This is a genomic window from Rahnella laticis (assembly GCF_015644585.1).
In the GTDB taxonomy this organism is placed as follows: domain Bacteria; phylum Pseudomonadota; class Gammaproteobacteria; order Enterobacterales; family Enterobacteriaceae; genus Rahnella; species Rahnella laticis.
In genome coordinates this window covers 405,707-431,624 of sequence record NZ_JADOBI010000001.1, presented here as the reverse complement: position 1 = coordinate 431,624, position 25,918 = coordinate 405,707, and the positions used below count along the sequence as shown (strand labels likewise).

Annotated in this window: 24 protein-coding genes; 12 read left to right on the top strand and 12 right to left on the bottom strand. The window is 54.3% G+C overall.

Going from position 1 to position 25,918, the window contains the following annotated elements; all coding sequences use genetic code 11:
* The gene (locus IV433_RS01930) at positions 1 to 1,629 is read right to left on the bottom strand and encodes an ATP-binding protein (protein WP_195812655.1); all 1,629 of its coding nucleotides are present in this window, start codon (positions 1,627 to 1,629) and stop codon (positions 1 to 3) included.
* Between the two features lie 374 nt (positions 1,630 to 2,003).
* On the opposite strand from IV433_RS01930, the gene IV433_RS01925 reads away from it, so the two are divergent.
* The 9 genes from IV433_RS01925 to IV433_RS01885 all read left to right on the top strand — a co-directional run bounded on the left by IV433_RS01925 (position 2,004) and on the right by IV433_RS01885 (position 10,097).
* A complete protein-coding gene (locus IV433_RS01925) occupies positions 2,004 to 3,368 on the top strand; it encodes a 2-hydroxycarboxylate transporter family protein (RefSeq protein ID WP_152326848.1) in 1,365 nt (454 codons plus the stop codon).
* Between the two features lie 58 nt (positions 3,369 to 3,426).
* On the top strand, positions 3,427 to 4,296 hold the full coding sequence (locus tag IV433_RS01920) for a fumarylacetoacetate hydrolase family protein (RefSeq protein ID WP_195812656.1): 870 nt from the start codon (positions 3,427 to 3,429) through the stop codon (positions 4,294 to 4,296).
* A gap of 73 nt (positions 4,297 to 4,369) precedes the next feature.
* Complete coding sequence (gene citC / locus IV433_RS01915) at positions 4,370 to 5,464, top strand: [citrate (pro-3S)-lyase] ligase (RefSeq protein WP_195812657.1); 1,095 nt, start codon at positions 4,370 to 4,372, stop codon at positions 5,462 to 5,464.
* A gap of 15 nt (positions 5,465 to 5,479) precedes the next feature.
* Complete coding sequence (citD, locus tag IV433_RS01910; protein WP_104921538.1) at positions 5,480 to 5,770, top strand: citrate lyase acyl carrier protein; 291 nt, start codon at positions 5,480 to 5,482, stop codon at positions 5,768 to 5,770.
* Positions 5,767 to 6,642 carry a citrate (pro-3S)-lyase subunit beta gene (citE, locus tag IV433_RS01905; RefSeq protein ID WP_101075837.1) on the top strand — a complete coding sequence of 292 codons (876 nt, stop codon included), beginning with the start codon at positions 5,767 to 5,769 and terminating at the stop codon, positions 6,640 to 6,642. The genes citD and citE overlap by 4 nt, the downstream gene beginning before the upstream one ends.
* A 30-nt stretch (positions 6,643 to 6,672) precedes the next feature.
* Positions 6,673 to 8,199: a citrate lyase subunit alpha gene (gene citF / locus IV433_RS01900; protein ID WP_195812658.1), complete on the top strand. Its 1,527-nt coding sequence runs from the start codon at positions 6,673 to 6,675 to the stop codon at positions 8,197 to 8,199.
* A complete protein-coding gene (gene citX, locus IV433_RS01895; RefSeq protein WP_195812659.1) occupies positions 8,199 to 8,738 on the top strand; it encodes a citrate lyase holo-[acyl-carrier protein] synthase in 540 nt (179 codons plus the stop codon). The genes citF and citX overlap by 1 nt, the downstream gene beginning before the upstream one ends.
* Positions 8,716 to 9,555 carry a triphosphoribosyl-dephospho-CoA synthase CitG gene (citG, locus tag IV433_RS01890; protein ID WP_195812660.1) on the top strand — a complete coding sequence of 280 codons (840 nt, stop codon included), beginning with the start codon at positions 8,716 to 8,718 and terminating at the stop codon, positions 9,553 to 9,555. The genes citX and citG overlap by 23 nt, the downstream gene beginning before the upstream one ends.
* On the top strand, positions 9,552 to 10,097 hold the full coding sequence (locus IV433_RS01885; RefSeq protein WP_195812661.1) for an RBBP9/YdeN family alpha/beta hydrolase: 546 nt from the start codon (positions 9,552 to 9,554) through the stop codon (positions 10,095 to 10,097). The genes citG and IV433_RS01885 overlap by 4 nt, the downstream gene beginning before the upstream one ends.
* 8 nt (positions 10,098 to 10,105) lie before the next feature.
* Here the strand turns inward: IV433_RS01885 and IV433_RS01880 are convergent, their stop codons facing one another.
* Entirely contained in the window at positions 10,106 to 10,582 is a 477-nt protein-coding gene (locus tag IV433_RS01880; protein ID WP_195812662.1) for a DUF805 domain-containing protein, read from the bottom strand.
* A 92-nt stretch (positions 10,583 to 10,674) separates the two neighbouring features.
* Complete coding sequence (locus tag IV433_RS01875; RefSeq protein WP_195812663.1) at positions 10,675 to 11,742, bottom strand: LacI family DNA-binding transcriptional regulator; 1,068 nt, start codon at positions 11,740 to 11,742, stop codon at positions 10,675 to 10,677.
* Positions 11,743 to 12,019: 277 nt separating this feature from the next.
* Between IV433_RS01875 and IV433_RS01870 the strand changes: the two genes are divergently transcribed.
* Entirely contained in the window at positions 12,020 to 13,276 is a 1,257-nt protein-coding gene (locus tag IV433_RS01870) for a maltoporin (protein ID WP_152326838.1), read from the top strand.
* A gap of 268 nt (positions 13,277 to 13,544) precedes the next feature.
* Here IV433_RS01870 and IV433_RS01865 read toward each other — a convergent pair whose 3' ends face one another.
* The 6 genes from IV433_RS01865 to IV433_RS01840 all read right to left on the bottom strand — a co-directional run bounded on the left by IV433_RS01865 (position 13,545) and on the right by IV433_RS01840 (position 20,775).
* Complete coding sequence (locus tag IV433_RS01865; RefSeq protein ID WP_195812664.1) at positions 13,545 to 13,862, bottom strand: glucose PTS transporter subunit EIIB; 318 nt, start codon at positions 13,860 to 13,862, stop codon at positions 13,545 to 13,547.
* 74 nt (positions 13,863 to 13,936) lie between these two features.
* Entirely contained in the window at positions 13,937 to 16,000 is a 2,064-nt protein-coding gene (locus IV433_RS01860; RefSeq protein ID WP_195812665.1) for a beta-galactosidase, read from the bottom strand.
* Between the two features lie 63 nt (positions 16,001 to 16,063).
* Positions 16,064 to 17,215 (bottom strand): glycoside hydrolase family 53 protein, encoded by a 1,152-nt coding sequence (locus IV433_RS01855; RefSeq protein ID WP_370530234.1) that lies wholly within the window; start codon positions 17,213 to 17,215, stop codon positions 16,064 to 16,066.
* Between the two features lie 64 nt (positions 17,216 to 17,279).
* A complete protein-coding gene (locus IV433_RS01850; protein WP_195812667.1) occupies positions 17,280 to 18,131 on the bottom strand; it encodes a sugar ABC transporter permease in 852 nt (283 codons plus the stop codon).
* A 14-nt stretch (positions 18,132 to 18,145) separates the two neighbouring features.
* Entirely contained in the window at positions 18,146 to 19,447 is a 1,302-nt protein-coding gene (locus tag IV433_RS01845; protein ID WP_195812959.1) for a carbohydrate ABC transporter permease, read from the bottom strand.
* A 101-nt stretch (positions 19,448 to 19,548) separates the two neighbouring features.
* The gene (locus IV433_RS01840; RefSeq protein ID WP_195812668.1) at positions 19,549 to 20,775 is read right to left on the bottom strand and encodes an extracellular solute-binding protein; all 1,227 of its coding nucleotides are present in this window, start codon (positions 20,773 to 20,775) and stop codon (positions 19,549 to 19,551) included.
* 276 nt (positions 20,776 to 21,051) lie between these two features.
* Between IV433_RS01840 and IV433_RS01835 the strand changes: the two genes are divergently transcribed.
* Together IV433_RS01835 and IV433_RS01830 are read left to right on the top strand one after the other, a co-directional pair.
* Positions 21,052 to 22,155, top strand: coding sequence for an ABC transporter ATP-binding protein (locus IV433_RS01835; protein WP_195812669.1), 1,104 nt, complete (start codon positions 21,052 to 21,054; stop codon positions 22,153 to 22,155).
* Positions 22,156 to 22,295: 140 nt separating this feature from the next.
* The gene (locus tag IV433_RS01830) at positions 22,296 to 23,255 is read left to right on the top strand and encodes a D-2-hydroxyacid dehydrogenase family protein (protein ID WP_195812670.1); all 960 of its coding nucleotides are present in this window, start codon (positions 22,296 to 22,298) and stop codon (positions 23,253 to 23,255) included.
* A gap of 64 nt (positions 23,256 to 23,319) precedes the next feature.
* Here the strand turns inward: IV433_RS01830 and tmaR are convergent, their stop codons facing one another.
* The 3 genes from tmaR to IV433_RS01815 all read right to left on the bottom strand — a co-directional run bounded on the left by tmaR (position 23,320) and on the right by IV433_RS01815 (position 25,798).
* On the bottom strand, positions 23,320 to 23,652 hold the full coding sequence (gene tmaR, locus IV433_RS01825) for a PTS system regulator TmaR (RefSeq protein ID WP_152326830.1): 333 nt from the start codon (positions 23,650 to 23,652) through the stop codon (positions 23,320 to 23,322).
* A 160-nt stretch (positions 23,653 to 23,812) separates the two neighbouring features.
* On the bottom strand, positions 23,813 to 24,910 hold the full coding sequence (locus IV433_RS01820) for an FUSC family protein (RefSeq protein ID WP_152326829.1): 1,098 nt from the start codon (positions 24,908 to 24,910) through the stop codon (positions 23,813 to 23,815).
* A gap of 507 nt (positions 24,911 to 25,417) precedes the next feature.
* Positions 25,418 to 25,798, bottom strand: a complete 381-nt coding sequence (locus tag IV433_RS01815) for a S24/S26 family peptidase (protein ID WP_195812671.1) — start codon at positions 25,796 to 25,798, stop codon at positions 25,418 to 25,420.
* Positions 25,799 to 25,918 lie beyond the last annotated feature (120 nt).

Here is a 25,918-nt window from a genome sequence, read left to right as displayed (position 1 = left end):
TTATGCTTTTCCCGTTGTTCCGGTTGAATGGACCGGCAGCCCGTTAGGTATGAAGACAGAGAAAACAGAACCCGTCGGGGAGTTATCAGAAACTTCAATGGTGCCACCCGCGTGGCTGACATAGCTGGCAACCAGATGCAGCCCCAGCCCGTGATCCCCTTCCCGTTTGGAAGTCACACCGAGCGAGAAAATCTGCTCACGTCGCTCCGGCGCAATACCGACGCCCTGATCGGCGACTTCGATCACCAGATCCGCGTGGGTAGAAACGATGTATACCTCTACCGGCCCGGCATTTTCGCCGCGCAGCAGGGTGGCTTCGATGGCGTTATCCAGCAGGTTACCGATAACCGACATCAGCTCTGTTTCACTCAGCGTCGGGGGCAAATGCGTTAATTCACACGCCGGATCGAAGGCCAGTTCTACGCCCTTCTCACGCGCACGCGCATATTTCCCCAGCAGCAATCCGCACAGTCTGGGCGAACAAAACCGCGCCGAGACAAAATCCAGCAGTTCCTGCGCACTTTCCGATTGCGCTTCGATATACCGGATCGCCTCATCGTAACGGCCCATGTGCAACAGCCCGGCCAGCGTTGCCGTCCAGTTCAGCTGCTCATGGCGCATCACCCGCAGGTTATCGGCGTAGCGCTGCACCTGACTGAGCTGAATGCTCAGGCGATCGATGTCGCTGCAATCGCGGAAGGTAATCACCCAGCCCTGAAGCTGGTCTTCCAGCATGATCCGCACACGGCTGGCGACCACTGTCAGGTTGTTGAACAGGCAGATTTCATCGTGAATATCTTTCTCCAGCATCACCTGACGATCAAAAAAGCTGACCGGCGCAATCACCTCTTCCAGCGGTTTTCCGCGCAGTTCCCGCGAGGGTGCGTCCAGATTCAGCAGTTTTTTCGCCGCCTGATTAATCACGGCAATACGCGACTGCCCGTCGATGGCGATCACGCCTTCGTAAATGGATTCCATCAGCGCTTTTTGCTGACGAACCAGCAGACCGATTTCACGCGGCTCCAGCGAAAACATCTGCTTTTTAATCGAGCGCGAGAAAAACCACGAGAAGGTAAACAGCGCCAGCAGGAGCGTCGCGGCGGCCACCAGAATACGGATGGCTTTCTCGACGGTCAGCGTATTAATATGGCTGGTCAGATACCCCACAGAGACGATGCCGATGACGTGGCCCTGCGCATTTAAAATCGGCGCTTTGCTGCGCAGCGACAGCCCGATGCCGCCGAGGCGCACGGTGGTGCTGCTTTTACCCGCCAGCACATCGACGTTGTCGTCGCCCACCAGCGCCTTACCCACGCGATCGGCATAAATGGAATGGAAAAGATGCATCGCTTTTCCGTCACCAATCACCATATAACTCGCGTCACTGTGCGCGGATATATTCCTCATCAGTCTGTTAATTGCAGAAACATCCTTATTTTCCACTGCGGTAATTAACGACGGTATAAGTGCAATTTCTTCTGCCTGTACTTTTGCACGCACACCCATATCTTCATATAACTGACGTTCAATATCGTGAAAGTAATAAACCCCCACTATCGAAAACAGTGTGACGAATAAAACCACAAGATAAATAAAAAGCTTTATCTGGAAAGAGGGTCGAAACCGCATCGGGACATCCGTTATAAAGAGCGCTGAGATAATTATTAACAGTGACGGCACTTTATCATCCGGGGCTATTTCTGTCAGACGGGAAAATCAAAGTTGCGAGGCACGCCGCAGAACAACCGCAGGCGCAGCAAGCCCCTTGCGGCTGATAGCAAAGTTCACAACAGTTATTTCACCATAAATTAACAGTAATATTATAATTACAAATAACACCATAAAAACCACAGAAAATATATTAAGTAAAATCCTAAGAATTAATTAAAACCATAAAAACCTTTCACTCCTTTAAAATACCGCTGTTAACTTGCGGGACTTCACATAATACCGGTTATTATCTCTCTTACACTCCCTGCACAAATTGACACAGGGGATTCATCATGAGTACAACCGACGACACTTATTCTGTTCCCGCGGGTTCGGTACCTGCAAAACAGCTCTCATTAAAAGATAAATGGTGGCACATTCTCGACACCTGGAAAATTGGCATTATTCCTTTACCACTGTTTGTGATGGCCGGTGTGCTGATTGCCATCGACTGTCTGGACGGCAAACTGCCGAGCGATATCGTAGTGATGGTGGCGACGTTAGCGTTCTTCGGCTTTGCCTGCGGCGAGTTCGGTAAACGTCTGCCGTTCATCGGCAAAATGGGCGCCGCAGCGATTTGCGCGACCTTCATTCCCTCCGCACTGGTGTACTACGGCCTGCTGCCGGACGTAGTGGTCGAATCCACCACGAAATTCTACAAAAGCACCAACATCCTTTATCTCTACATCTGCTGCATTATTGTCGGCAGCATCATGAGCATGGATCGCAAAGTGCTCATTCAGGGCTTCATGCGTATTTTCTTCCCGATGCTGTGCGGTGAAGTGGTCGGCATGCTGGTCGGGATGGGCGTGGGTCTGGCACTGGGCATGGAACCTTTCCAGATCTTCTTCTTCCTGATCCTGCCGATTATGGCCGGGGGTGTGGGTGAAGGCGCAATCCCGTTGTCTATCGGCTACGCCACGTTGCTGCATATGGATCAGGGCGTGGCGCTGGGCCGCATTCTGCCTATCGTGATGCTCGGTGGCCTGACCGCCATTGTTATCTCGGGCTCACTCAATCAGCTCGGTAAACGTTATCCGCATCTGACCGGTGAAGGCCAGCTGATGCCTTCCGCCAAAAATGCCACCGCAGATAAAAGCGCGCTGTCGGCAACCAGCGGTAAAACCGATGTCACCACCATTGCCGCAGGCGCCCTGCTGGCGGTTCTGCTGTACATGGTCGGCATGCTGTTACACAAACTGATTGGCCTGCCTGCACCGGTCGGCATGTTGTTTGCCGCGGTCGCGCTCAAGCTGGCGCACGGCGTCTCACCTCGCCTGCTTGAAGGTTCGCAGGTGGTGTACAAATTCTTCCAGACTTCCGTGACCTACCCGATTCTGTTTGCCGTTGGCGTGGCTATCACACCTTGGAACGAACTGGTCGCCGCGTTCACTATTTCAAATCTGCTGGTCATCGTCAGCACCGTCGCAGCCCTGGTTGCCACCGGCTTCTTCGTGGGCAAGAAAATCGGTATGCACCCGATTGATGTCGCCATCGTGTCCTGCTGTCAGAGCGGTCAGGGCGGCACCGGTGACGTCGCTATTCTGACGGCGGGCAACCGTATGCAACTGATGCCTTTCGCACAAATCGCGACCCGCATCGGCGGCGCGATCAACGTTTCGGTAGCCCTGCTGGTTCTGGGGAATTTCCTGGTCTGACAGCGTTATCCGGCAAGCACGATTGTGATTTTTGATTGATTCAATTCAGGACATATTTATGAAACTGGCAAGTTATCTCTATCAGGGGCGCAAGTCCTACGGCATCGCAACGCAGAGCGGCATGATCGACCTTGGCCGCATTCTCGGCCAGCGTTATCCCGACCTCAAGGCTCTGCTGGCGGGCGACGCACTGTCACAGGCGCAGGAACTGGCCAGCCGACCGGCAGATCTGAGCTTTGATGACCTGACGTTTTTGCCGGTCATTCAGAATCCGGAAAAAATTCTCTGCGTCGGCATGAATTACGCTGAAAAACGCAAAGAGTTCGATCAGCACAATCCGGCACCGACGCTGTTTGTCCGCTTTGCTGACTCACAAACCGGCCACGCCTCCCCGATCATCAAACCCAGCCGTTCGGTTGAGTTTGATTACGAGGGCGAACTGGCCGTCATCATCGGGTCAGCGGGCGAAAATATTTCCCGCGAAGACGCCCTTTCCCACGTTGCCGGTTACAGCTGCTACATGGACGGTTCCGCCCGCGACTGGCAGCACACCTGGTTTACCGCCGGTAAAAACTGGCGGCAGACCGGTGCTTTTGGCCCGTGGATGACCACGGCGGATGAAATTCCTGATCCGCATGCGCTGGCAATCCGTACCTGGCTGAACGGCAATATGGTTCAGGACGACAACACCCGCAGCATGATCCACAAGGTTGCCGAGCTGATTGAGTACATCAGTACCTTTACCTCACTGAGCGCAGGCGACGTGATCATCACCGGTTCTCCGGGCGGCGTGGGCAAGAAACGCGTACCGCCGCTGTTTATGAAACCCGGCGACCGCATTGAAGTGGAAATCGAAAAAATCGGTCATCTCAGCAACGTGATTGTTGCCGCGGACCGTCAGGTGAGCCATGCACCGGCCGCCCATTAACGTGTTAAACGCCGGGCTTCGTGCCCGGCATGCTCCGAGTTATTTGAACAATACCCGATATCAGGAATGCATTATGTTCAGCCGTGACGAACCCGACTTTCACGTCATCACCACAAGCCAGGCACCTCAGGGCTTGCTGGCCGATATCCGCGCCCTGCTGCATCAAAGCCAGCTGGGCATGGATGATGATATCGAGTATTTCGTGGTGGCCCTGTCCGGCAGACGGCTGATCGGATGTGCAGGTCTGGTCAGCAACACCATCAAGTGCGTGGCCGTGGCGGCAGACTGGCGCGGCGAAAATCTCAGCGCCAGATTGCTCAGTGAAGTCGAAAACTTTGCGGTTCAGCGCGGCAAACTCCACCTGTTTCTCTACACCCGTCCCGGCAATCTGGAACGCTTTCGCGGCTGCGGATTTTACCCGCTGGTGCAGTGGGACAACGTCGCGGTGCTGATGGAAAACACGCCGGTCGGCATCAGCCATTATTGCCGCGCCCTGAAGCGCCATTATCACGAAGGTCAGCGCGTTGGCGCGGTAGTGATGAATGCCAATCCGTTCACGCTCGGCCATCGTTATCTGGCGGAACAGGCGGCGGCGACGTGCGACTGGCTGCACGTTTTTGTGGTCAGCGAAGACGTGTCGTATTTCCCGTTTCAGGAAAGGCTGGAAATGGTGCGTCAGGGCGTCGCCGATTTGCCGAATGTCACGGTTCACGCCGGTTCTGAGTACATGATTTCACGCGCCACGTTTCCCGGTTATTTCCTTAAAGATGCCGGGCTGGTGAACCAGACCTGGAGCGTGATGGATCTGCTGATTTTCCGCCAGTACATCGCCCCGGCGCTGGGCATTACGCATCGTTTTGTCGGCAGCGAGCCCTTTTGCCCGGTCACGCATCAGTACAACTGTGACATGCACGACTGGCTGGAAACGCCCTCCCGTTCGGCCTCAAAACCGCTGACCGTTATTGAACTGCCGCGTAAACGCCATGCCGGTGGCATCGCGATTTCAGCCTCGGAAGTCCGCGCATTGCTGAAAACCTGTCAGCTACCGCGCATCCGCAACATCGTTCCGCCCAGCACGTATGCGCATCTTGAACACCATTATTGCGCTGAAGCGCCCGCTGAAACGGCGCGCAGCGATGAACTTATTATTTCTACCACTCTTTGTTAAAGCAGGAAAAAACGAATGAAAATTGTGAAGGAGGCGCTGGCAGGTACGGTTGAATCCAGCGATTTGCTGGTAAAAATCGCCCCGGCCAGCGAGCTGAGCGTGGTGATCAACAGCGAAGTGATCAAGCAGTTTGGCGACCAGATCCGCCGCGTTGTGAACGAAACGCTTGAAGCCCTTGGCGTGAAAGAAGGCTTACTGATTATTGAAGATAAAGGCGCGCTCGATTGCGTTATCCGCGCCCGCGTGCAAAGCGCGGTACTGCGTGCAGCACAGGAAGAAAATATTCACTGGGAGACGTTACGATGAAAAAACTCCGCCGCAGCATGCTGTTCCTGCCGGGGGCCAGTGCCGCCATGTTATCCACGGCATTTATCTATCGTCCTGATTCCATCATGTTTGATCTGGAAGACGCCGTTTCCCTGCGCGAAAAAGACACCGCCCGCATTCTGGTGTTCCACGCCCTGCAACACCCGATGTACAAAGATATCGAAACCGTCGTGCGCATTAATCAGCTCAGCACGCCGTTTGGTTTGAAGGATCTGGAAGCCGTGGTGCGCGCCGGTGTGGACGTGGTTCGTCTGCCGAAAACCGATACGCCAGAAGATATTTTCGAGCTGGAAGCGCACATCGAACGCATCGAAAAAGACTGCGGGCGTGAAGTCGGTTCCACCAAAGTCATGGCCGCCATCGAATCGGCTATTGGCGTTATCAACGCCGTCGCCATTGCCCGCTGTTCGCCGCGTCTGATTGGCATCGCGCTGGCCGCTTTCGACTATGTGATGGACATGCAAACTGAGCGCGGTGACGGCACTGAGCTGTTCTACGCCCGTTGCGCCGTGCTGCACGCCGCGCGCGCCGCCGGTATCGACGCCTTTGATGTGGTGTATTCCGATATCAACGATGAAGCCGGTTTCCTGCGTGAAGTCGAGCTTATCCGCAAAATGGGTTTCAACGGCAAATCCCTGATTAACCCGCGCCAGATTGAGTTGCTGCACAACGCTTACGCACCGACGCAGGAAGACGTGGATTACGCGCGTCGCGTTATCGCCGCCGCAGAAGAAGGCGAGCGCAAAGGCCTCGGCGTAATTTCGCTCAACGGCAAGATGATCGATGGCCCGATCATCAACCACGCACAAGTGGTGCTTGAACGCGCCAGCGCCTCCGGCGTGCGTCGCTAGCCCTCAATTTTGCACAGGAATATGAAGAGAATGAGCCATTTAACAGAAATGTTGCACAGCCAATATCCCGGCATGAAGCATCTGGTTGCTTTCGACGGTGCGCACCGCACCACGCCGTATTTGTCCGATCCCGATGCGCGCCTGCATCGTAAATTATGCGATTCGCTGGAACAGGCGATCGCCCGCAGCGGCCTGAAAGACGGCATGACAATCTCCTTCCACCACGCTTTTCGCGAAGGCGATCAGGTGATTAATCATGTCGTCGGCACGCTGGCGCGTCTGGGTTTCAAAAATCTGACGCTGGCATCCAGCTCTCTGATGACCTGCAACGACGCGCTGATCGAACACATCCGCAGCGGCGTGATTACCTGCATTTATACCTCGGGGATGCGCGGCAAACTGGCCGACGCCATTTCGCACGGCCTGATGGAAGAACCGGTACAGATCCATTCGCATGGTGGTCGGGTGAAATTATTACAAGACGGCGAGCTGAACATTGACGTCGCCTTTTTAGGCGTTCCGTGCAGTGACGAATTCGGCAATGCCAACGGTACGCACGGCAAATCCTGCTGCGGATCGCTGGGCTACGCGATGGTGGATGCGCAGTTCGCCAAAACCGTCGTACTGCTGACCGAAGAACTGGTGCCCTTCCCTAACATGCCCGCCAGCCTGGTGCAGGATCAGGTGGATTACATCGTGAAAGTCGATCAGGTCGGCGACCCGGCGAAAATCAGCGTGGGCGCAGCGCGCGTAACCAGCAATCCGCGCGAGCTGATGATTGCCCGCACGGCAGCCGAAGTCATTGAACATTCCGGCTATTTCAAGCCCGGTTTTTCGATGCAAACCGGCTCCGGCGCGGCGGCAACGGCCTGCACCCGTTTCATGGAAGAAAAGATGGAACGCAACCAGATCACCGCGCGTTTTGCCCTCGGCGGCATCACCGGCAGTCTGGTGGATTTGCACGAAAAAGGATTGATCGAAACGCTGCTGGACACGCAATGTTTTGACGGTCAGGCCGCGGCATCGCTGGGGCGCAATCCACAGCACATTGAAATTTCCACCAATGTTTACGCCAATCCGGGGGCCAAAGCCGCAAGCTGCGATCAGCTGGATATCGTCATTCTGAGCGCACTGGAGATCGACACCGATTTTAATGTGAACGTGATTACCGGTTCCGACGGCGTGATGCGCGGCGCATCAGGCGGCCATTGCGACGTCGCCAGCGCCGCCAACCTGACGATTGTGGTTGCGCCACTTCTGCGCAGCCGCATTCCGACCGTCGTGCGCCGTGTCACCACCCGCGTCACACCGGGCGAAAGCATCGATGTGCTGGTCACTGACCACGGGATCGCCGTCAATCCGGCACGCCCTGAAATCCGCCAGCGACTCGAAGAAGCTGGCATGAAAATCATGGATATCGAAACGTTGTATCAGCGTGCCATTTCCCTGACCGGCGAGCCGAAGCCGATTGAGTTTACGCAGCGCGTGGTGGGCGTGATCCGTTACCGCGACGGCAGCGTGATTGACGTCGTTCATCAGGTCAAAGAGGACGCATAATGACAATTTTGACGCCTGCAGATGCAGGCGTCAGTCTGGAGGATTTGCTGGCGGCAAAGGAACAGCGTGCGCAGCGGCAAACCGACTGGCTGACACAATTCCCACACCCCCTGATTTCCCTCACGCTGGTGACGCCCGGCGCGGTGAAAGACAGCGTGAGTTATCGCCAGGTTATGCGCGAAGCGCTGGGCGCCGCGGAAACACTGCTGTTGCAACGTGGCTGGTCGGTGCTGAGGCATGCAGTATTCTGGTTGCCGACCGGTGCGGAAGCGTTCTGGAGCATTGAGCACCCGGCGCCGGAAGTGAAAGCCGCCACCGTAGCGCTTGAACAGTCGCATGCGCTGGGGCGTTTATGGGATTTCGATGTGATCTGCCCGCAGGCTGGCGTTGTAGGCCGCCGGTCGCTGGATAACGCCAGCCGCCGGTGTCTTATCTGCGACGGCCCCGCACACGCCTGTGCGCGTTCGCGACGGCATCCGTTGCCCGACGTGATCGCCAAAGTGGAGGCGCTGATTGATGGCTGGCATCGCACTCGCTGAACCGCAGGTTTGCACCGACATCGCCACACTGGCGGCCGACGCGCTCCGCCAGGAAGTCTGGCTGACGCCTAAACCCGGTCTGGTGGACAGCGCCAATAACGGTTCACACAGTGACATGGACTTGCCGATGTTTTTGCGCAGCATCGGTGCGATTACGCCGTGGTTGCATCAGTTTTACCGGCTCGGCCAGCAGGACGCCGCGCAACCGGCAACATCTGTGCTGATGCGGATCCGCCCTGCCGGTCTGGCCTGCGAGCAGGCGATGTTCGGCGCTACAAACGGCATTAATACGCACAAAGGCGGCATTTTTTCTTTGGGAATTTTGTGTACGGCGGCAGGCCGGATCAGCGCCCGTCAGCAACGGCTGACCCGCACGGCGTTATGCGCCGAAGTGGCCGCGCTCACGCAAGGGCTGGTGGCACGGGAATTACAACATTGCCGCCAGCCGGTGACCGCAGGAGAACGGTTGTTTCAGGCGCACGGCATGACCGGCGCGCGCGGCGAAGTGCAGAGCGGATTCGTGACGTTGCGCCGCCATGTTTTGCCTTACTGGCAGACAGAAACCCAGCCTGAACGCCGCGGTCTTAACGCCCTGCTGCGCCTGATGGCGTTTAATCCCGATACGAATCTGGTGTCACGCGGCGGGCTGAGCGGGCTGCATTTTGTTCAGGATTATGCCCGTAAGTTGCTGAAAAGCGGCTGGCAAAAAGAGGATTTACAGGAGATGGATCAGGCGCTGATATCCCGGCATCTCAGCCCCGGCGGCAGTGCCGATTTGCTGGCAATCGCGACCGTACTGATGGCTTTCCCGCAATGAATGAGAATGCAGACATCACGCGGATGCTGGTTCCCGGTTTACGCGACAGCGAAGCCGGACACTGGCAAAGCCGCTGGCATGAACAAAATCCGCAGTGGCTGCGGGTGAAACAGCGCAACTGGGCGCAGGTCGATCTCGAAGGTTGGATCACCGCTATCGACCGCGAGCAGAAGCTGGCTAAAAGCCCGTTGCTGCTGATTGGCCACAGCTTTGGCGCGCTTGCCAGTCTGGTGTGGGCGAACCGCCATCCGCCGCTTTGCGCAGGCGTGATGCTGGTCGCCCCCGCTGAACCGATGCGTTTTGGTCTGGACGATGACATTTTACCTGAGCCGCTGGCGGTTCCCGGTCTGCTGGTCGCCAGCCATACGGATCCGTTATTGCCTTTTACCCGCGCACAGTTCTGGGCGCAGGCGTGGGGCTGCGAGCTGGTGGATATCGGCGAGGCCGGGCATATCAATGTGGAATCGGGTTTCGGAGAATGGCCGTGGGGGCTGGCAAAACTGGAAGAGTTTGCCGCGCGGCTGGCGGCAAACTCCCGTTGAAAATGTGCTTAACGAACGATGCGGTTATCTGCTTCCGGTGCCGGTTTGGATTTCACGCAGCACAGGTAAATCATCACCAGCAGCGGGATCCAGCCGAGCACGATACCCAGCGTAATTTTCATCCAGACATAGGTTTCCGGTGACGCGTATTCCATCAGGATCATGTTGAGCAAACGCGACACAATTCCTGCCAGATAAACACCGCCGAACCACCAGCCGGAGCGGTTGATGTCGTGCATGCGGCGGATGCCGACCGCCAGAATCGGTAATGCCAGCGCCAGCGCGTAAATGGTGTAAGCCATACCGGCATAGAACACGCCGTAAGGGTTTCCCGCCAGCGCCATCACGGTCGCCACCGTCCCCGTCAGCAAAACCATCAGCAAGATATTGACCAGCATGAACACCCAAAACTCTTTGCGGGTCGCACGCCCTTCAAACTTCACGTACCCTTTCCAGCCCCGAACAAAACACTGCCATACGGTCATTCCGTCATATCCTTTTGTTTATCGTTTGAAATTTTTCATATCTTAAACGCTATCAAAAGCATTCTGAAATCTTTATTTACATCTGCCGGACGTCACTGCCCGCGCAGCTGTCGGGCGAGTTTATCTAGCTGATCGGCGATCTGGTTGAGGTCTTTGTCCGGCTGTCCCGGCGCGCGCGTGGAATTTCGCACGACCAGTTGCGCAGGCAAAATACGCGACGTCGTGTCCGGCTCCGTTGCCAGCAAAAGCCCGACGGCTTCTTTGCTTTGCAAATCGAGATCCAGAGAAACCGTGGTCAGCGCCGGATGGAAGAATGCGCTGTCGTAGGTGTCGTCGTAGCCGATAATAGAAACCTGTTGCGGGATCGCCACGTTGTGCTGATGCAGCGCGCTGATCACACCCAGCGCCATCTGGTCATTCCCTACCAGCAAAGCCGTAAACTGCGGCGTCTCGCGCAAAATCAGCAACGCGCCGTAGTAACCGCTTTTGGCACTCCAGTCGCCGTGAACCACCGTCACCGGCTGTAATCCTTTTTCGGTCAGCGTTTTCTGCCAGCTTTCCAGACGCAGGCGCGAAGATACCGACTCTTCCGGCCCGGCCAGCAAGGCAAATTCCCGATGCCCCAAATCAAGCAGATATTCCACGCTGGCGCGGGAACCGTCGGCCGGATTAAAGCAGACGTTAAACACCGGGCTGGTCGGATCCACATCCAGGAACAGGCAAAGAATGTCGCGGTTGTTCTCGTAAATGCGTTCGGCTTCGGCGCTCTCCAGCGGAATGTTGATGATCACGCGCTCAACCCGCTGGGATTTCAGCTCGTTAATGGAGTCCTGAATGCTCTGATTCACGTCCTCGTCAATCATCGAAATCAGCACCTGATACCCGGCCTGATGGGCATATTTCTTCACCGAAGCGGCAATTTGCGACGGTGCGTGCAGCGCCAGCGAGGTTGTCACCAGCCCGATCGTAAAACTCTGTTTTCCCACTAACTGCTGCGCCAGCCGGTTGGGTACATAACGCAGCACTTCAATCGCCTGCTCAACTTTCTGGCGCGTGGCGTCGGACACATTGGCCGACTTGTTTAAAACACGCGAAACCGTCTGATAGGAAACACCGGCATAGCGGGCAACGTCTTCTAATGTCGAACTTTTCGATTTCATGCTTTTCCCGTTTTGCAGCCCGTGATTTTACGCAATCTCATGATAATCGAGCCAAAGTACGGGATCTCATTTAAAAGTTCAATCTGAGAACCGTTTGACTTAAAAGTTATACGTTAACATTCGTTAAATTCGTGATTTAAATCACCAGACGTTTATTTTAAACACACAAGTTGTAGATCTCCTTCACAATTCACACTGTGTTAAATTGATCATTATTGTTTCTGGGTATCTTATAGATTCCGTAAATGTGAACGTCATACATCAATAAGGAAAAATAATGAAACACAACTTACGTACTCTGGCTGTGGCGGTCTCTCTTGGGCTGGTGACAGGCCCCGCAGTGGCTAACGACATTGATTTTCATGGATATCTGCGCTCCGGATTGGGCGTTTCCGGCAGCGGCAGTCTGGAGCAATTTCAGAAAAACAAAGTCGGTCGTCTGGGCAACGAAAATGACACTTACGGCGAAATCGAACTGGGCAGTGAAGTCTACAAAAAGGACGATGTGAGTTTTTACGTCGATTCCATGGTCAGCATGGTGTCCGACGGGTCCAACGATGACGAAAACACACTCAATGATGATGCGCAATTTGGCCTGCGTCAGCTGAATCTGCAAATCAAAGGGCTGGTCCCGTGGGATAAAGATGCGGTGATCTGGGGCGGTAAACGTTATTACCAGCGCCATGATTTACATATCATCGATACCAAATACTGGAACATTTCCGGTGCTGGCGCCGGTGTGGAAAACCTGAAAATGGGCGAAGGCGCGCTGTCTGTGGCCTGGATCCGCGGCGACGCCAATGATGTGGATTACCGCGTAGACGGCGATAACGATGTCAATATCAACTACATCGACGTGCGTTATGCCGGTATCAAACCCTGGAGCGGCGCGTGGATGGAAGTCGGTGCCGACTACGCCATGCCGAACCTGACGCACGATCAGAAAGACTACGGCGGCCTGTATGACGCGGAAAATGGCGTGATGCTGACCGGTGAAATCAGTCAGGATATGTGGGGCGGCTACAACAAGCTGGTTTTACAGTATGCCAACAAAGGTCTGGCGCAGAACATGATTTCCCAGGGCGGCGGCTGGTATGACATGTGGAACTACACCAACGACGCCAGCGGTTATCGCGGCATCATCACCGGTCTTATCCCGATCACCAGCAAATTCAGCCTCAATCACGTTCTGACATACGGCCATGCGGAAAACATCACCGACTATACCGATACGACAGAACTGGTTTCTCTGGTTGGCCGTGCGCAATATCAGTGGACGGATTACGTGCGCACCATCGGTGAAGTCGGTACGTTCTACCAGAAAGACGATTACAAAAATGGCACTAACTATAAGCAAGGTGGCCAGAAATATACGCTGGCAATGGGTCTGGCGGCCGGTCCTGAGTTTATGTCACGCCCGGAACTGCGCGTGTTCGCCTCTTACCTGAATGATTCAGAGCACGGCAATACGTTTGAAGACCACACCAAATCCGATACGTGGAACTTTGGTGTGCAGGTAGAAGCCTGGTGGTAAATTTCCTTCGTTCCTGAAGCTGCAATGCCAATAACTTTAGGGAAAAGAAGTAAGAAGTTTTATTTATAAAGAAATAACCTCATTGTAATAAACGCTCAGGGTTTAACGCATTTTCTCTTGTAGGGGATCGTGACGTTTTTGTACCCGCACAGCAGCATCATTATTTAAAATAAAGCAGTAAACAATAAAGGCAGCCTTGTGTCGGGCTGCCTTTATTTATTTCAATCTTCTTCTTTTATTTAATACACCAAATTAAAACCTGGTTCAATTACTGACCTTTTAAGCCAAATTTCTCGGTCATTAATTTCTTCAGGCTGTCGGACTGTTTACCGAATATCGCATGGACTTCCTGCCCGATGATCACCACGCCAATCGCGCCGGTCTGCTGGATAGCACCGGAGTTAACCCGCCGGAGTTCTTTCACCGTAACGCGCAGTCGTGTGATACACGCATCGACGTTAATAATATTTTCGCGTCCGCCCAAAGCATCAATTAATAACGCCACGTCCGTTGACGGCGGAACGTCATCTTTAGGGTTTTTATTCTTTGCGGAAAAGACATGCATGAAATCTTTAATATTAACCATAATGAATACCCTCTTTCAGAAATGAAAAAACGTGCAGAAGGGAATATTCCCCGCTGCACGTTGGTGATTAAAAATTATCGGGAGACTTTACGCGTCAGTATCTGGCAACCGAATGCCGGTAACGTTAATTTGTGCGGCAATATTCCGCCGTGAACCATATCCTGATAATCGCCCGGCAAACTGACGGTCTGGCTGTCGCTGCAATAGTTTTGCAGGAAGATGAATTCACTGTCGCCGTCAGTACGGCGTGCGGCGGTGACACCTTCCGGCAGCGTCGTGCTGATGGCGCGCGGCAGGTTCATCTCTTTCGCCAGCGCGGTGAAGAAATCCGTCTGGAACTGTTGATCGTTGCGCGACGCCACATAATACGCCTGCCCTTTGCCGTACAGATTCACGGTCACCGCAGGCGTTCCGGCGTAGAAATCATCGCCGTAAGTTGCCAGCGCTGCCGCGCCTTCGAGGTGGATCACTTCACACAATTCGGAAACCTGATACGGCCCGTTCAGCCCCAGCGCGTTGCCTTCAATACCGCAAACGCTGTTGTGCTGTTCGTCTGTCAGGCTGTCGATTTCTTCCGCCCAGATGCCCAGCACCGGACGCAATGGACCGGGGAATCCGTTGAGGAAACACAAATCCGTTTCGTTGACGATGCCGCTCCAGTATGTGGCGACAAAGCGCCCGCCCGCCTGCACAAAGGCGCTGATCCGCTCACCGACGCCTTCGCGCACCATGTACAACATCGGGGCGATGACTAAGTCGTAACCGTCCAGTGCGCAGTCGGCGTTAATCACGTCAACCGCAATGCCCTGCGCCCACAGTGCCTGATAATGCGCGGCCACGGTGTTTTCATAATGCAATCCGGCGTTGCGCGGCCCCATTGCATCGTCCATCGCCCAGCGGCTTTCCCAGTCAAATATGATCGCAACTTTAGCTTCCACGCGGCTGCCCGCGACCGGCGCTAAGGCCGAGAGGATTGTGCCGAGTTCCGCCACTTCACGACCAACGCGGGTATTGATGTGCCCGACGTGATCAACCACCGCGCCGTGGAATTTCTCGGAAGAGCCACGGCTTTTGCGCCACTGGAAGTACTGCACCGAATCCGCACCGTGCGCGACCGCCTGTAGCGAGGACAAAATGTGCATCCCCGGTTTTTTCAGTTTGCTGGTCGGCTGCCAGTTGGTGAAGCTCGGCGTTGATTCCATCAGCACGAACGGCTGGCCTTTTTTGAGCGTGCGCATCAGGTCGTGATACATCGCGGTGTACGCCGCCAGCCCGATATCGTCTTTTCGCGTGTGCCACATCGGGTAGCTGTCCCACGAAATGAAATCCAGCACGCTGGCGAGTTTCCAGTAATCGTAGTCGTAGAAATATTCCATGAAATTGGTGGTCGCCGGTAATGCCGGGTTTTCGGCTTTCAGCGGGCGGATCTCTTCGCTGTAAAAACGCGTGACCTGATCGGTATTAAAGCGACGCCAGTCGAGATTCAGGCCATGCACCCCGGTTTCGCCCTGCGGCGACGGCGATTCGATCTGCGACCAGTCGGTATACGTGTGGCTCCAGAAGGTGCTCCACCAGGCGTTGTTCAGCGCGTCGAGGGTTTCATAACGGGCTTTCACCCAGCCACGGAACCGTTCCTGACACAAATCACAATGGCATTCGCCGCCATATTCGTTGGAGATATGCCAGCCGATCACCGCCGGATGATGCGCATACCGTTTTGCCAGCGCCGTGTTCATCTGCTGCACTTTGTCGCGGTACACCGGCGAGGTCATGCAGTGGTTGTGACGCCCGCCGTGCAACGCTTTTACGCGGTCGCGCCCGACGCGTAACACTTCCGGATATTTTTGTGACATCCACGCCGGACGCGCGCCGCTTGGCGTGGCCAGAAACACCGAAATGCCGTTTTCATGCAAACGATCCAGCACCTGATCCATCCAGTCAAAGGTATAACGTCCTTCTTCAGGCTCCAGCGCTGACCAGCTGAAAATCCCGACAGACATGACATTACAGCGCGCCTCTTTCATCATTTCGACATCGCGAATCAGTACTTTCGGGCTTTGCAGCCACTGTTCCGGGTTGTAATCCGCGCCGTGTAACAGGCCGGAAATCTTACTGCTCAGAAGAGGGAATTTCGTCATGTTAGGTCCTTACGAACTTTAAGAAATAAAACTCCCCGGCCAAATTAGCCGGGGAAAAGGGGATCAGTTGAAGACCTTAATGGAAGGAAGAACCTGACCGGCGCAGCTAAACAGCGCCTGATTTTCGCGGGCATTGCCCTCTTTCCAGTGGTCGTTGATGTAGGTCATGCCCGCCGTTGTGGCCCAGCCTGCACCATTAACCGGGATCCACGTTGGTTCCCAGTAGAACAGGCCTTTGCCACGATGATCGGGTACGCTCACCAGGCTTTTGATCATGTCGCTGAGGAAATCGGCCTGCCCCTGCACGGTGCCCGGATAGCCGCCGTCTTTGGCTTCTTTGGCGGTGAAGCTGTTCTCCGCGGCGTCGCAGTTTTCAAGGGTGTAGCCGTAAGCCACTTCGACCACGATCACGTCTTTGTTGTAGCGTTTGCTGATGTCGTCCATGTTGGCCTGTAACGCGGAAATCGGGCCATTCCAGTAGGTATAAAACGACAGGCCGATAACGTCGTAAGGCACCTTGCGCTGGTTGATTTCATCGAACCACCAGCGGAAGGTGTCGTTCTTGGTGCCTTCGGCCAGATGCAGCATGATTTTGATGTCTGACGGGTTTTTCTCGTCGGCCCTGACGCCGGAAATCGCCGCATTCAGCAGCCCGGCCAGACGGTCAAATTCGCCGCCGCCCGCGCCCCAGCTTTTGCCTTCCGGCCACAAAATTCCGCCGTTCATTTCGTTGCCGACCTGTACCATATCCGGCACCACGCCCTGCTGACGAAACTGCGCAATCACGTCGCGGCTGTAATCATGAATGGCCGTTTTCAGCTGCGGATAATCCATTTTTTCCCAGGCTTTCGGCTTGAACTGTTTGCCGGGGTCGGTCCAGAAATCGCTGTAATGGAAATCGAGCAGGATTTTAAAACCCTGCGCTTTGGCACGTTTTGCCAGTTCCAGCGTGGTCGGCAGATCGTTATTGCCGCCGCCGTAAGGATGCCCCTGCGCGTCTTTCGGATCGACCCACAGCCGCAGACGCACGTAGTTGAAACCGTTCTGCCTGAGGATCACCATCGCATCGGTCTGTTTGTGATTCTGGTCGTAGAACTTGCCGCCGTGTTTTTCCACGTCAATCAGCGTGGAAATATCCGCACCCTTGATGAAATCCGCCGGGACATTGACGACTTTTTTGATGACCACGTCCTGCGCCACACAGGAAAAAGACATCGCCAGCAGCACGCAGGCCACGGCGCTTTTCGTGAAAATCTTCTGAGTTAAGAGAGTCATGTGATTATCCTTTGGTGCTGCCAGCGGTCAGGCCGGAGACGAAGTATTTTTGTAAGGCGAGATAGAAAATCGCCACCGGCACGGCAATCAGCACCGCGCCCGCTGCGTACGTGGTGTAGCTCGCGCCCATTTTCTGTGCGACCAGGTTGTAGAGGCCAATCGGCAGCGTGTATTTATCCGGCGTGCGCAAAATGGTGCTGGAGAGGATGAAATCGCCCAGCGGCCCGGTGAAGGAAAACAGCGCAATCACCGCCAGAATCGGCTTCGACAGCGGCATGATGATTTCGATAAAAATGCGGAAATTCCCCGCGCCGTCCATGCGTGCCGATTCATCCAGATCTTTCGGAATAGCGTCCAGATACCCTTTCATCAGATAGGTGTTCATCGGGATCATGCCGCCAACGTAAATCAGCACCAGCGCCAGATGGCTGTTGATCAGGCCGAGCAGCTGCGCCAGTACGAAAATGGCGATCAGCGCCGAAAACTGCGGGATCATCTGCAATAACAGAAACAGCATCAGCCCGTCTTTGCGCCCTTTAAAACGAAAGCGTGAGAAGGAATAGGCGGTGAAGCTGACGCAAATCAGCGTCAGCACCATGGTCAGGAAACTGATTTTCATCGAGTTCCAGTACCACGCCATGTAATTCACCTGCCCGTTGAACAGATCTTTGTAATGCTGGAAGGAGAGGTTCTCCGGAATAATCGACGTACTGAGCAGGCTGTTCCCTGCATTCAGCGACGCGCCGACGGTCCAGATCAGCGGATAAATAATAATGACCGCCACAATCAGTAACAGGAAATAACTCAGCGACAGGCGGATAAACCGGTTTCTTTTAATACTGCTGTTCTTATTCATCAGTTTGCTCCTGCTTACGCCATATCATCTTGTTTAAATGAATTGGTTGAACGGAATTGCCACAGCGCAATACCGACAACAAATATCGACAGCAAAATCGTAATGGTCGCGGCAATCGCATATTGCGAGGAAGACATGGTGAGTTTATAAATCCACGACACCAGAATATCCGTTCCGCCTGCATTCGATCCCGCCACGGCCGGGCCGCCGTTATTAAACAGATAGATAATATTGAAGTTATTAAAGTTGAAGGTGTATTGCGTGATAATAATTGGCGCAATGGAATACAACACCAGCGGCAGCGTAATGGTTTTTAATTTCTTCCAGGTGCTGGCTCCGTCCATCGTGGCGGCTTCGTACAGGTCGTTAGGGATCGCCTGTAATACGCCGGTGGTCATCGCAAAGACAAACGGGAAACCGAGCCAGGTCTGCATCATGATCAGAGCCGTTTTGGTCCAGAACGGATCGGTCATCCACGCTTTAGGTTCAATGCCTAACGCCGCCAGTATCCCGTTGTTAATCACGCCAAACGAGTCGTTAAACATCCCGGCGAAGACCAGAATGGTGACGAAGCCCGGCACCGCCCACGGCAGGATAAGCACGGTGCGGATAAGCGCCTTGAAGCGCAGATCTTTCTGGTTCACCAGAATCGCCAGCATTACGCCAACAGTGCATTGCAGCGTGGTCGCCAGTACGGTCCAGACGACGGTCCACTGTAAAACGTCGAGTAACGTCGAACGCCAGATATTGAGCGTGAAGATATTAATAAAGTTTTTGAATCCCACCCAATCAACTAATTTAGCCGGCGGCGTGTGATATAAATTGTAATTGGTAAAGGCAATGGAGAAGCCGAAGATAATCGGGAACACCACCACAAAGACCAGCAGAATAAAACCGGGCGTAATCATTAAATACGGAAAACCTTCGCGCAGCAGCAAATGATATTGCTTTCTGACGCCGGGTAATTCCATGCCCGCATCGCGGCGTTTTCCGTTAATCCACGCATCACGCAGGCTCCAGTAATAAAAGCCTGCGCCGAACGCGCCGATTAATACGCTGATAATTCCTTTCGCCAGCAGGAATATCGAGTTATCGCGAGGGACTTCTTCCCCCAGCGTATAAAGCCCCCACATGCCCTGTTGCAGGAAATCATAAAAAACGCCAACGAAACAAAACAGAATGATAAAAAACAGAATTCCCTTGGCCCATTGCCGGTTATAGAACTGACCGAAACCGGGAATGAATGCCAGAGCCAGTGCCACCGGCGCGTGATGGCGGGCAGACAGTGGCTCCTGGTTTTCCTCATGAAGACGCATAGACACAAAGATATTCCTTTCACTGTGAGGGAGTGAAATCACTCCCTCTTTTCAGACGTACGGCCGTTTCAGATACGGTTGCCGATGCCGTTACCCGCAGATCACTCGTTGCTGGCTTTCGCGGCTTCAATCTGCATCTGGATATTTTTCACGGCGTCATTGAGCGCCGCGTCCACCGGCTGTTTGCCGGTTACGCCCAGCTGGATCCCGTTGTTGGCCGGGCCCCAGACTTCCTGCATTTCAGGAACGCCGGGCATCGCAGTGGCGCGCGTTGACTGCTCGGCTACCGCATTGGCTTTCTCGTCATTTTTGATCATCGGGTCATTCACCAGCGCCGTCAGTGCCGGGATCTCCTTGGTCACTTCGTAGCGCACCTTGGCGTATTTCGGCTGGTTGATGAAGGTGATGAATTTCTCGGCCAGCGGTTTTTGTTTGCTGTAGGTCGATACCGCATAACCTTTAACGCCCAGGAATGAGCTCATCGGTTTGCCGTTCGGCAGCAGCGGCAGCGCTTTCACGCCGTAGTTGATGCCGGCAGCTTCATAAGGCTGGAACGCCCACGGGCCGGTGATGACGGCGGCGGCTTTCTTCTCAGTAAACAGCGAGTCTATGGCGTTCAGGCCGTTGTCGCCGGTGATGCCCGCCGGGAATAAACCGTCGGCATAGAATTTTTTCAGGTACGTGACGGCTTCAATGCTGCCCGGTTTGTTCAGGCCGATATCGTCGACGTTGATCTCCCCTTTGGCGTCTTTACCGAAGATGTAGCCGCCCATGGAGGCCATCGCGCCGTAGGCGTAATAGACTTCGTCAAATTTGGCGAGCAGGCCGTATTTGCCCTTCGCCCTTTCCGCTTTCGAGAAGGTGTAATACTCGTCGAGCGTCGCCGGGGCTTCGGGCAGCAAATCTTTGTTGTATATCAGCACCAGCGTTTCGACGGCTTTCGGCACGCCGTAGGTGTGGCCCTTGAGCTGAAACGCGTGAATAGCCGATGGCGTAAAGCTGTCGGTGAACCCTTTGTCGAGCGTCAGCGGTGCCAGCAACCCCTGTACCACGGCGGTGCCGAGCTGGTCGTTCGGGATCACCACCACGTCGGGGCCGATACCCGCCGGGCCGTCGAGACGCAGTTTTTCAGTCTGTTGTGCATACGGCGTTTCCTGCACCACAACTTTGACGTTGTTCTCTTTTTCAAAGTCTTTTACGGCATCGGAAATACCCGAGGATTTCTTAATATCTTCCCAGACAAGTAGCTGCCCTTCGGCTGCCCGCACGGCCTGGCTGCTCAGACTTAATGACATCAGTACCAAGGCAGTAAGGTGTGTAATTTTCATTGTTGCTCCTGGATGTGAAGGTATAACATTTTTGTGTGTATAACAACGACACCCAATCAACACTCAGCGATACAAACCCTTTAAATGCTGAATACAAAGTGATTAATGTCGTCATAAATATCGTGTTACACGTTAGACTTATAACCCGTAAATCACTACCAAAAGATGTGTATTGTGTGATCGCAACTGCAAAATTCGAACCCGCTCGTGCAAACGTTTACACAAGGTGGTTATAGTCCGAAATATCAGCGGTATGAATTTATTACGAGGTCAAACATGTCCAGCATCAGGCTTAAAAATGTGGTTAAGCGTTTCGATAAAACGGTGACGCTGCATGGCATCAATATTGATATAGAAGACGGCGAATTTACGGTGTTCGTCGGGCCATCCGGCTGCGGAAAATCCACATTGCTGCGCATGATTGCCGGGCTGGAAGATATAACGGAAGGTGATGTGTATATCGGTGAGCAGCGGGTGAATGACGTTGACCCTTCGCGCCGCGGCGTGGCGATGGTGTTTCAGTCTTACGCGCTCTATCCGCATATGACGATTGCCGAGAACATGGGTTACGGCCTGAAAGTGAACGGCGTACCCAAAGACGAAATTCGCCATCAGGTAGAAATGGTCGCCAAAACGTTGCAGCTTTCCCATCTGCTGGACAGAAAGCCGAAGCAGCTTTCCGGCGGCCAGCGCCAGCGCACCGCCATTGGCCGCGCAATTGTGCGTAATCCGCAGGTCTTTATGTTCGATGAGCCGCTTTCCAATCTGGATGCCGAGCTGCGCGTGGATATGCGTCTGCACATTTCCAAGCTGCATCAGGAACTGAAAACCACCATGGTTTACGTGACGCATGATCAGACCGAAGCCATGACGCTGGCCGATAAAATCGTGGTGATGAACTACGGCAAAGTCGAGCAAATGGGCGCGCCGATGGATTTGTATTACAACCCGGTGAATCAGTTTGTGGCCGGTTTTATCGGGTCGCCGAAAATGAATTTCCTGCCTGCCGAAGTGCTGAGCTGGCAGCCCGACCGGCTTGAAGTGCGCCTGACGCCGGAGAAAACCCTGACGCTGGCGCTGAGTACCCGCGAGCTGGCAGCGGGTGACAAAGTGACGCTGGGCATTCGCCCGGAACATCTGCTTTCCCATGAAACCGAAAATCAGCTGGAATTTAACTGCGAGGTGGTTGAGCGTCTGGGCAACAGCACCTATCTGTTCGGCCAGTGTTACGGCATCGACGGGTTTAAAATGCTGCTGCCGGGCGATATGGCCTTTAATCCGTATCAGAGCCTGACAACCTGGTTCGACGCCCAGCGCTGTATGGTGTTCAATGAAGACGGCCTGCGCATCAGTGCCGCCAGCCTTTCACATCTGCATTAATGCCATTATTAATAACCGCCCTTCGCCGGGCGGGTATTCCTGCTAAGACTCTGTTGCAAAAGAACCGGCCGCCCTGCTTCACCTCCGCGTAAATTCAGTGCTATACCTCTTTATCTCTTTTTTACAGATGAGGAAGTTCCATGCCCATGCAATGCCTGATCCTGGATGATTATCAAAACGTCGCACTGTCTCTGGCCGGCTGGCAGGCGCTCGCGCCGCAGGTAGAGTGCCGCGCGCTGACGGAGCATATCAGTGATGAAGACCAGCTGGTCGCGCAGTTACAGGACGCAGAGATTGTGGTGATCATGCGCGAACGCACGCCGTTCAGCGCAGCGCTGTTTGCCCGTCTGCCAAAGCTCAGACTGTTGATCACCTCGGGAATGCGCAACGCGTCGGTCGATCTGGCCGCCGCCCGTGAAAATGGTGTGACGGTTTGCGGCACGGGCAGCGGTTCGACGGCGCCGGTCGAGCTGACCTGGGCGCTGATCCTCGGGCTGGCACGGCATCTGGTGACGGAAAATAACGCGCTGCGCCACAACGGGCCGTGGCAAAGCACGGTCGGCACCGGGCTGAGCGGCAAACGTCTCGGCCTGCTGGGATTGGGTAAAATAGGGCAGAAAGTGGCGCTGATTGCGCAGGCATTCGGGATGGACGTCAGCGCCTGGAGCCAGAACCTGACCGCCGAACGCGCCGCTGAGCATGGCGTCGAACTGGCGGCATCGAAAGAAGCCTTGCTGAAAACCAGCGATGTGGTGTCAGTACATCTGGTGCTGAGTGAGCGTACGCGCGGGCTGCTCGGCGCCCCGGAACTGGCGCTGATGAAACCTGATGCACTGCTGATCAATACCTCGCGCGCCGCGATTGTCGATCAGCCTGCCCTGCTGCACGCCCTGCAAACCGGGCAAATTGCCGGTGCCGGGCTGGACGTTTTCGAAACAGAACCGCTGCCGCCCGCCGATCCGTTCAGAACGCTGCCAAACGTGCTGGCGACGCCACATCTGGGCTACGTTTCCGACGGCAACTATCAGGCATATTTCCGTGAAGCCGTCGAAGACATTCAGGCATTTCTCGCCGGAAACCCGGTGCGGACGCTGAGCTAATCCGGATTTCAGGCAAAAAAAAACCGGGCATAAACCCGGTTTTTCTCTTTAAGCGGCAACGAAATTATTTGGTTTCGTTGGCTTTGATTTCGCCCAGTGCTTTCAGCTTTTTGGACATTTCACGACGTTCTTTCGACAGGTCAGCATTGCGGATGATGTAGTCATCAACGCGATCTTCATAGTCGCCGCGCATGTTAGCAATGATCGCCTGAATTTCTTCGATGCTCATGCCTGGTTTGATGTAATCACTCAGGTTGTCGAGCAGCAGAACGCGTTTCTGGTTGTCACGGATTTTCTTTTCGTTATCAGCGATTTCGCGTTGTAATTTGTTTTTACGACGGAAAACACGCACAAACTCCAGAACGTCCTGGAAACTCGGCTTATTGATATTGTCCATTTTAACACCTTCGATTAAGTTACACAGATTCAGTGACTGATTTGCCGCAACCCGATTTGACGCTACAGGAATAGCTAGCGTAGCAAAAATCGGGCAGTACGCTCAGATAATCGTCCAATGGCCCCATCTTACCCGTTTTAGGCCACAGACAAAAATCCCTTCATGCTTTCGTTGTTTTACCGCTGATATTTTGAGCTTCTTCTTTTTGCATCACCATGGTGATCAGGTCGCCCATTGAGCGCAACTGCTCCGCCACCTGCGTGCTCAGCCAGACGTAACCGTAGACCTGCGCTTCCAGGTGATTCGCGGCATTCATCTCGGTAAGCAGCGCTTTCAGCTCTTCAGCAGATTCATTCAGCTCATGGCTGATTGCCACTTCATCGCCCCGCGTACCGTTGAGCAACATCAGACTGAGTTTCTCCAGCGTGCTGAGCATCAGTAATTGCGCGCTGCGCAGCGTGCGGGCATTGAGCATCAGATAATGGCTTTCGCGCGAACTCCAGTACGCATCGGCCAGCAGTTCCAGCGTACACAACAGGTTGCGGCTGAGCGTCTGGATGGCGTCAAACGCCTCACGTGGCACATGCGATTCTTTGCTGGCCGGCGCAAACAGCGAACGCATTTTCACCATCTGGCTCATGGTACTTTTCATTTTTCCGTGCAGATGCGGACGTTCCAGCATGTTCGGCGACAGCCACGCGCTGTAGAGTTTGTTCAGCGACATCAGGTAATCGGCCATTTGCATGCGCCAGTGAATAAACGCGCGCTGCGGATAAATGCTGGCAAACAGCAGCGCCAGCAGGGAACCGAAAATCACATCCCCGGAACGCCACAGCGCCATCTCCATGTCGCCCGGCCCTGCGCCGCACACCACCGCCAGCGTGATGCCAATTAGCAGCGCCATGTAGGGCCGTTTGCCGAGCGTCAGATATCCGCTGACAAACATGACAACGCCGCACCAGACCAGCATCACCGGCAGCGAATACAGCTCGAGCCACAGCGCGATCAGGCCGGAAACCGAGCCGAGCACCGTACCGGTAATGCGCTCCAGCACGCGCTGAACCACATTTCCCCAGAACGAAATCGGCCCCATGACCACCACCAGCGTAATCAGCGGCCAGGTGCCTTCGGGGATTTCAGTCAGACGGACAATCAGGAATGTCAGAATAAACGCCACCGCGATGCGCAGCGCATGGGTAATACGGTAGTTACGGTAAATGACGTTATCCAGCGGAGAAATTTTCTTGTCGAGACGCACGTTTAGCCTGCCGTAAGGCGAAAATTCAAAGAAGGCGTTAAGTCTAGCTGAGTTACCAGAGGTGTTCACCCTGCTTTCGTCAGGGTTTTGGCAGATTGATGCTGAATTTTGCGACGTTTTGGACGTTATCCCGCAGCGTCACGGATTTTGACATGACTTCACTGCGCCGGATGGTATCCTAGTCACCGTTTCGCCCCTATTTCCGCACTGATAAGGTTATCTTCGTAATGTCAGACAAGCCGCAAAAAACCTTCTACTTTCATGATTACGCACATTAGTCCTTAAAGCCTTGATTTTGCTACCGCACAACTGAAAGCCCATTGAGACATGTACGCAATTCTGTACTCATGCTCATTTTCACTGCCTCTTCGATTTAAAGTTTTCTGAGATACTCTTTCCAAATTTTGCGCATGCCACTATCCGCCTACATGCACTAAGAGTAATGTCTCTTGGCGGCGTACATAGCACCGCAGAACTGAAAACCTTGAACGGATGCGCATCCACTTTTCAGAACACCACAGTGTCATCGAACACTTCATTCCGCATATCCAATATCACATGTGTCACCACACCCAGAACCTCAATTGAGTCATCGACCACCTCGTCACCAAATGAGATGAATCTCTTGTCTATGGTCGATTCAAGGCCGCGCCGGAGGATGGTTATCAAACGCCAAAGCTCAACCTCTCCATCAACCCTCGCCAGCAGTCGGTTACCGTCTACAGGTTTAATGGACGTATCGATAATCAGCATCGCCCCAGAATTGATGCCCTCCCCGAGATAGCGATCGACAACATGCAGCCTGGATGATGCTCCTCCGAACCGGCATATTTTATTGAGGTCAATCCCTGCCTCGACGTAGTCAGTTGCTGGTGATGGAAATCCCATAGATTCCTCCTACCTCACATAGCCCATGTTCACCAGAAAATAGCTCTTCTCTTCACCGTGACAGTCTGTGTAATCACGAAAGAACGACTGATGCTTCGCTATCCAATCGTTAGCCTCCTG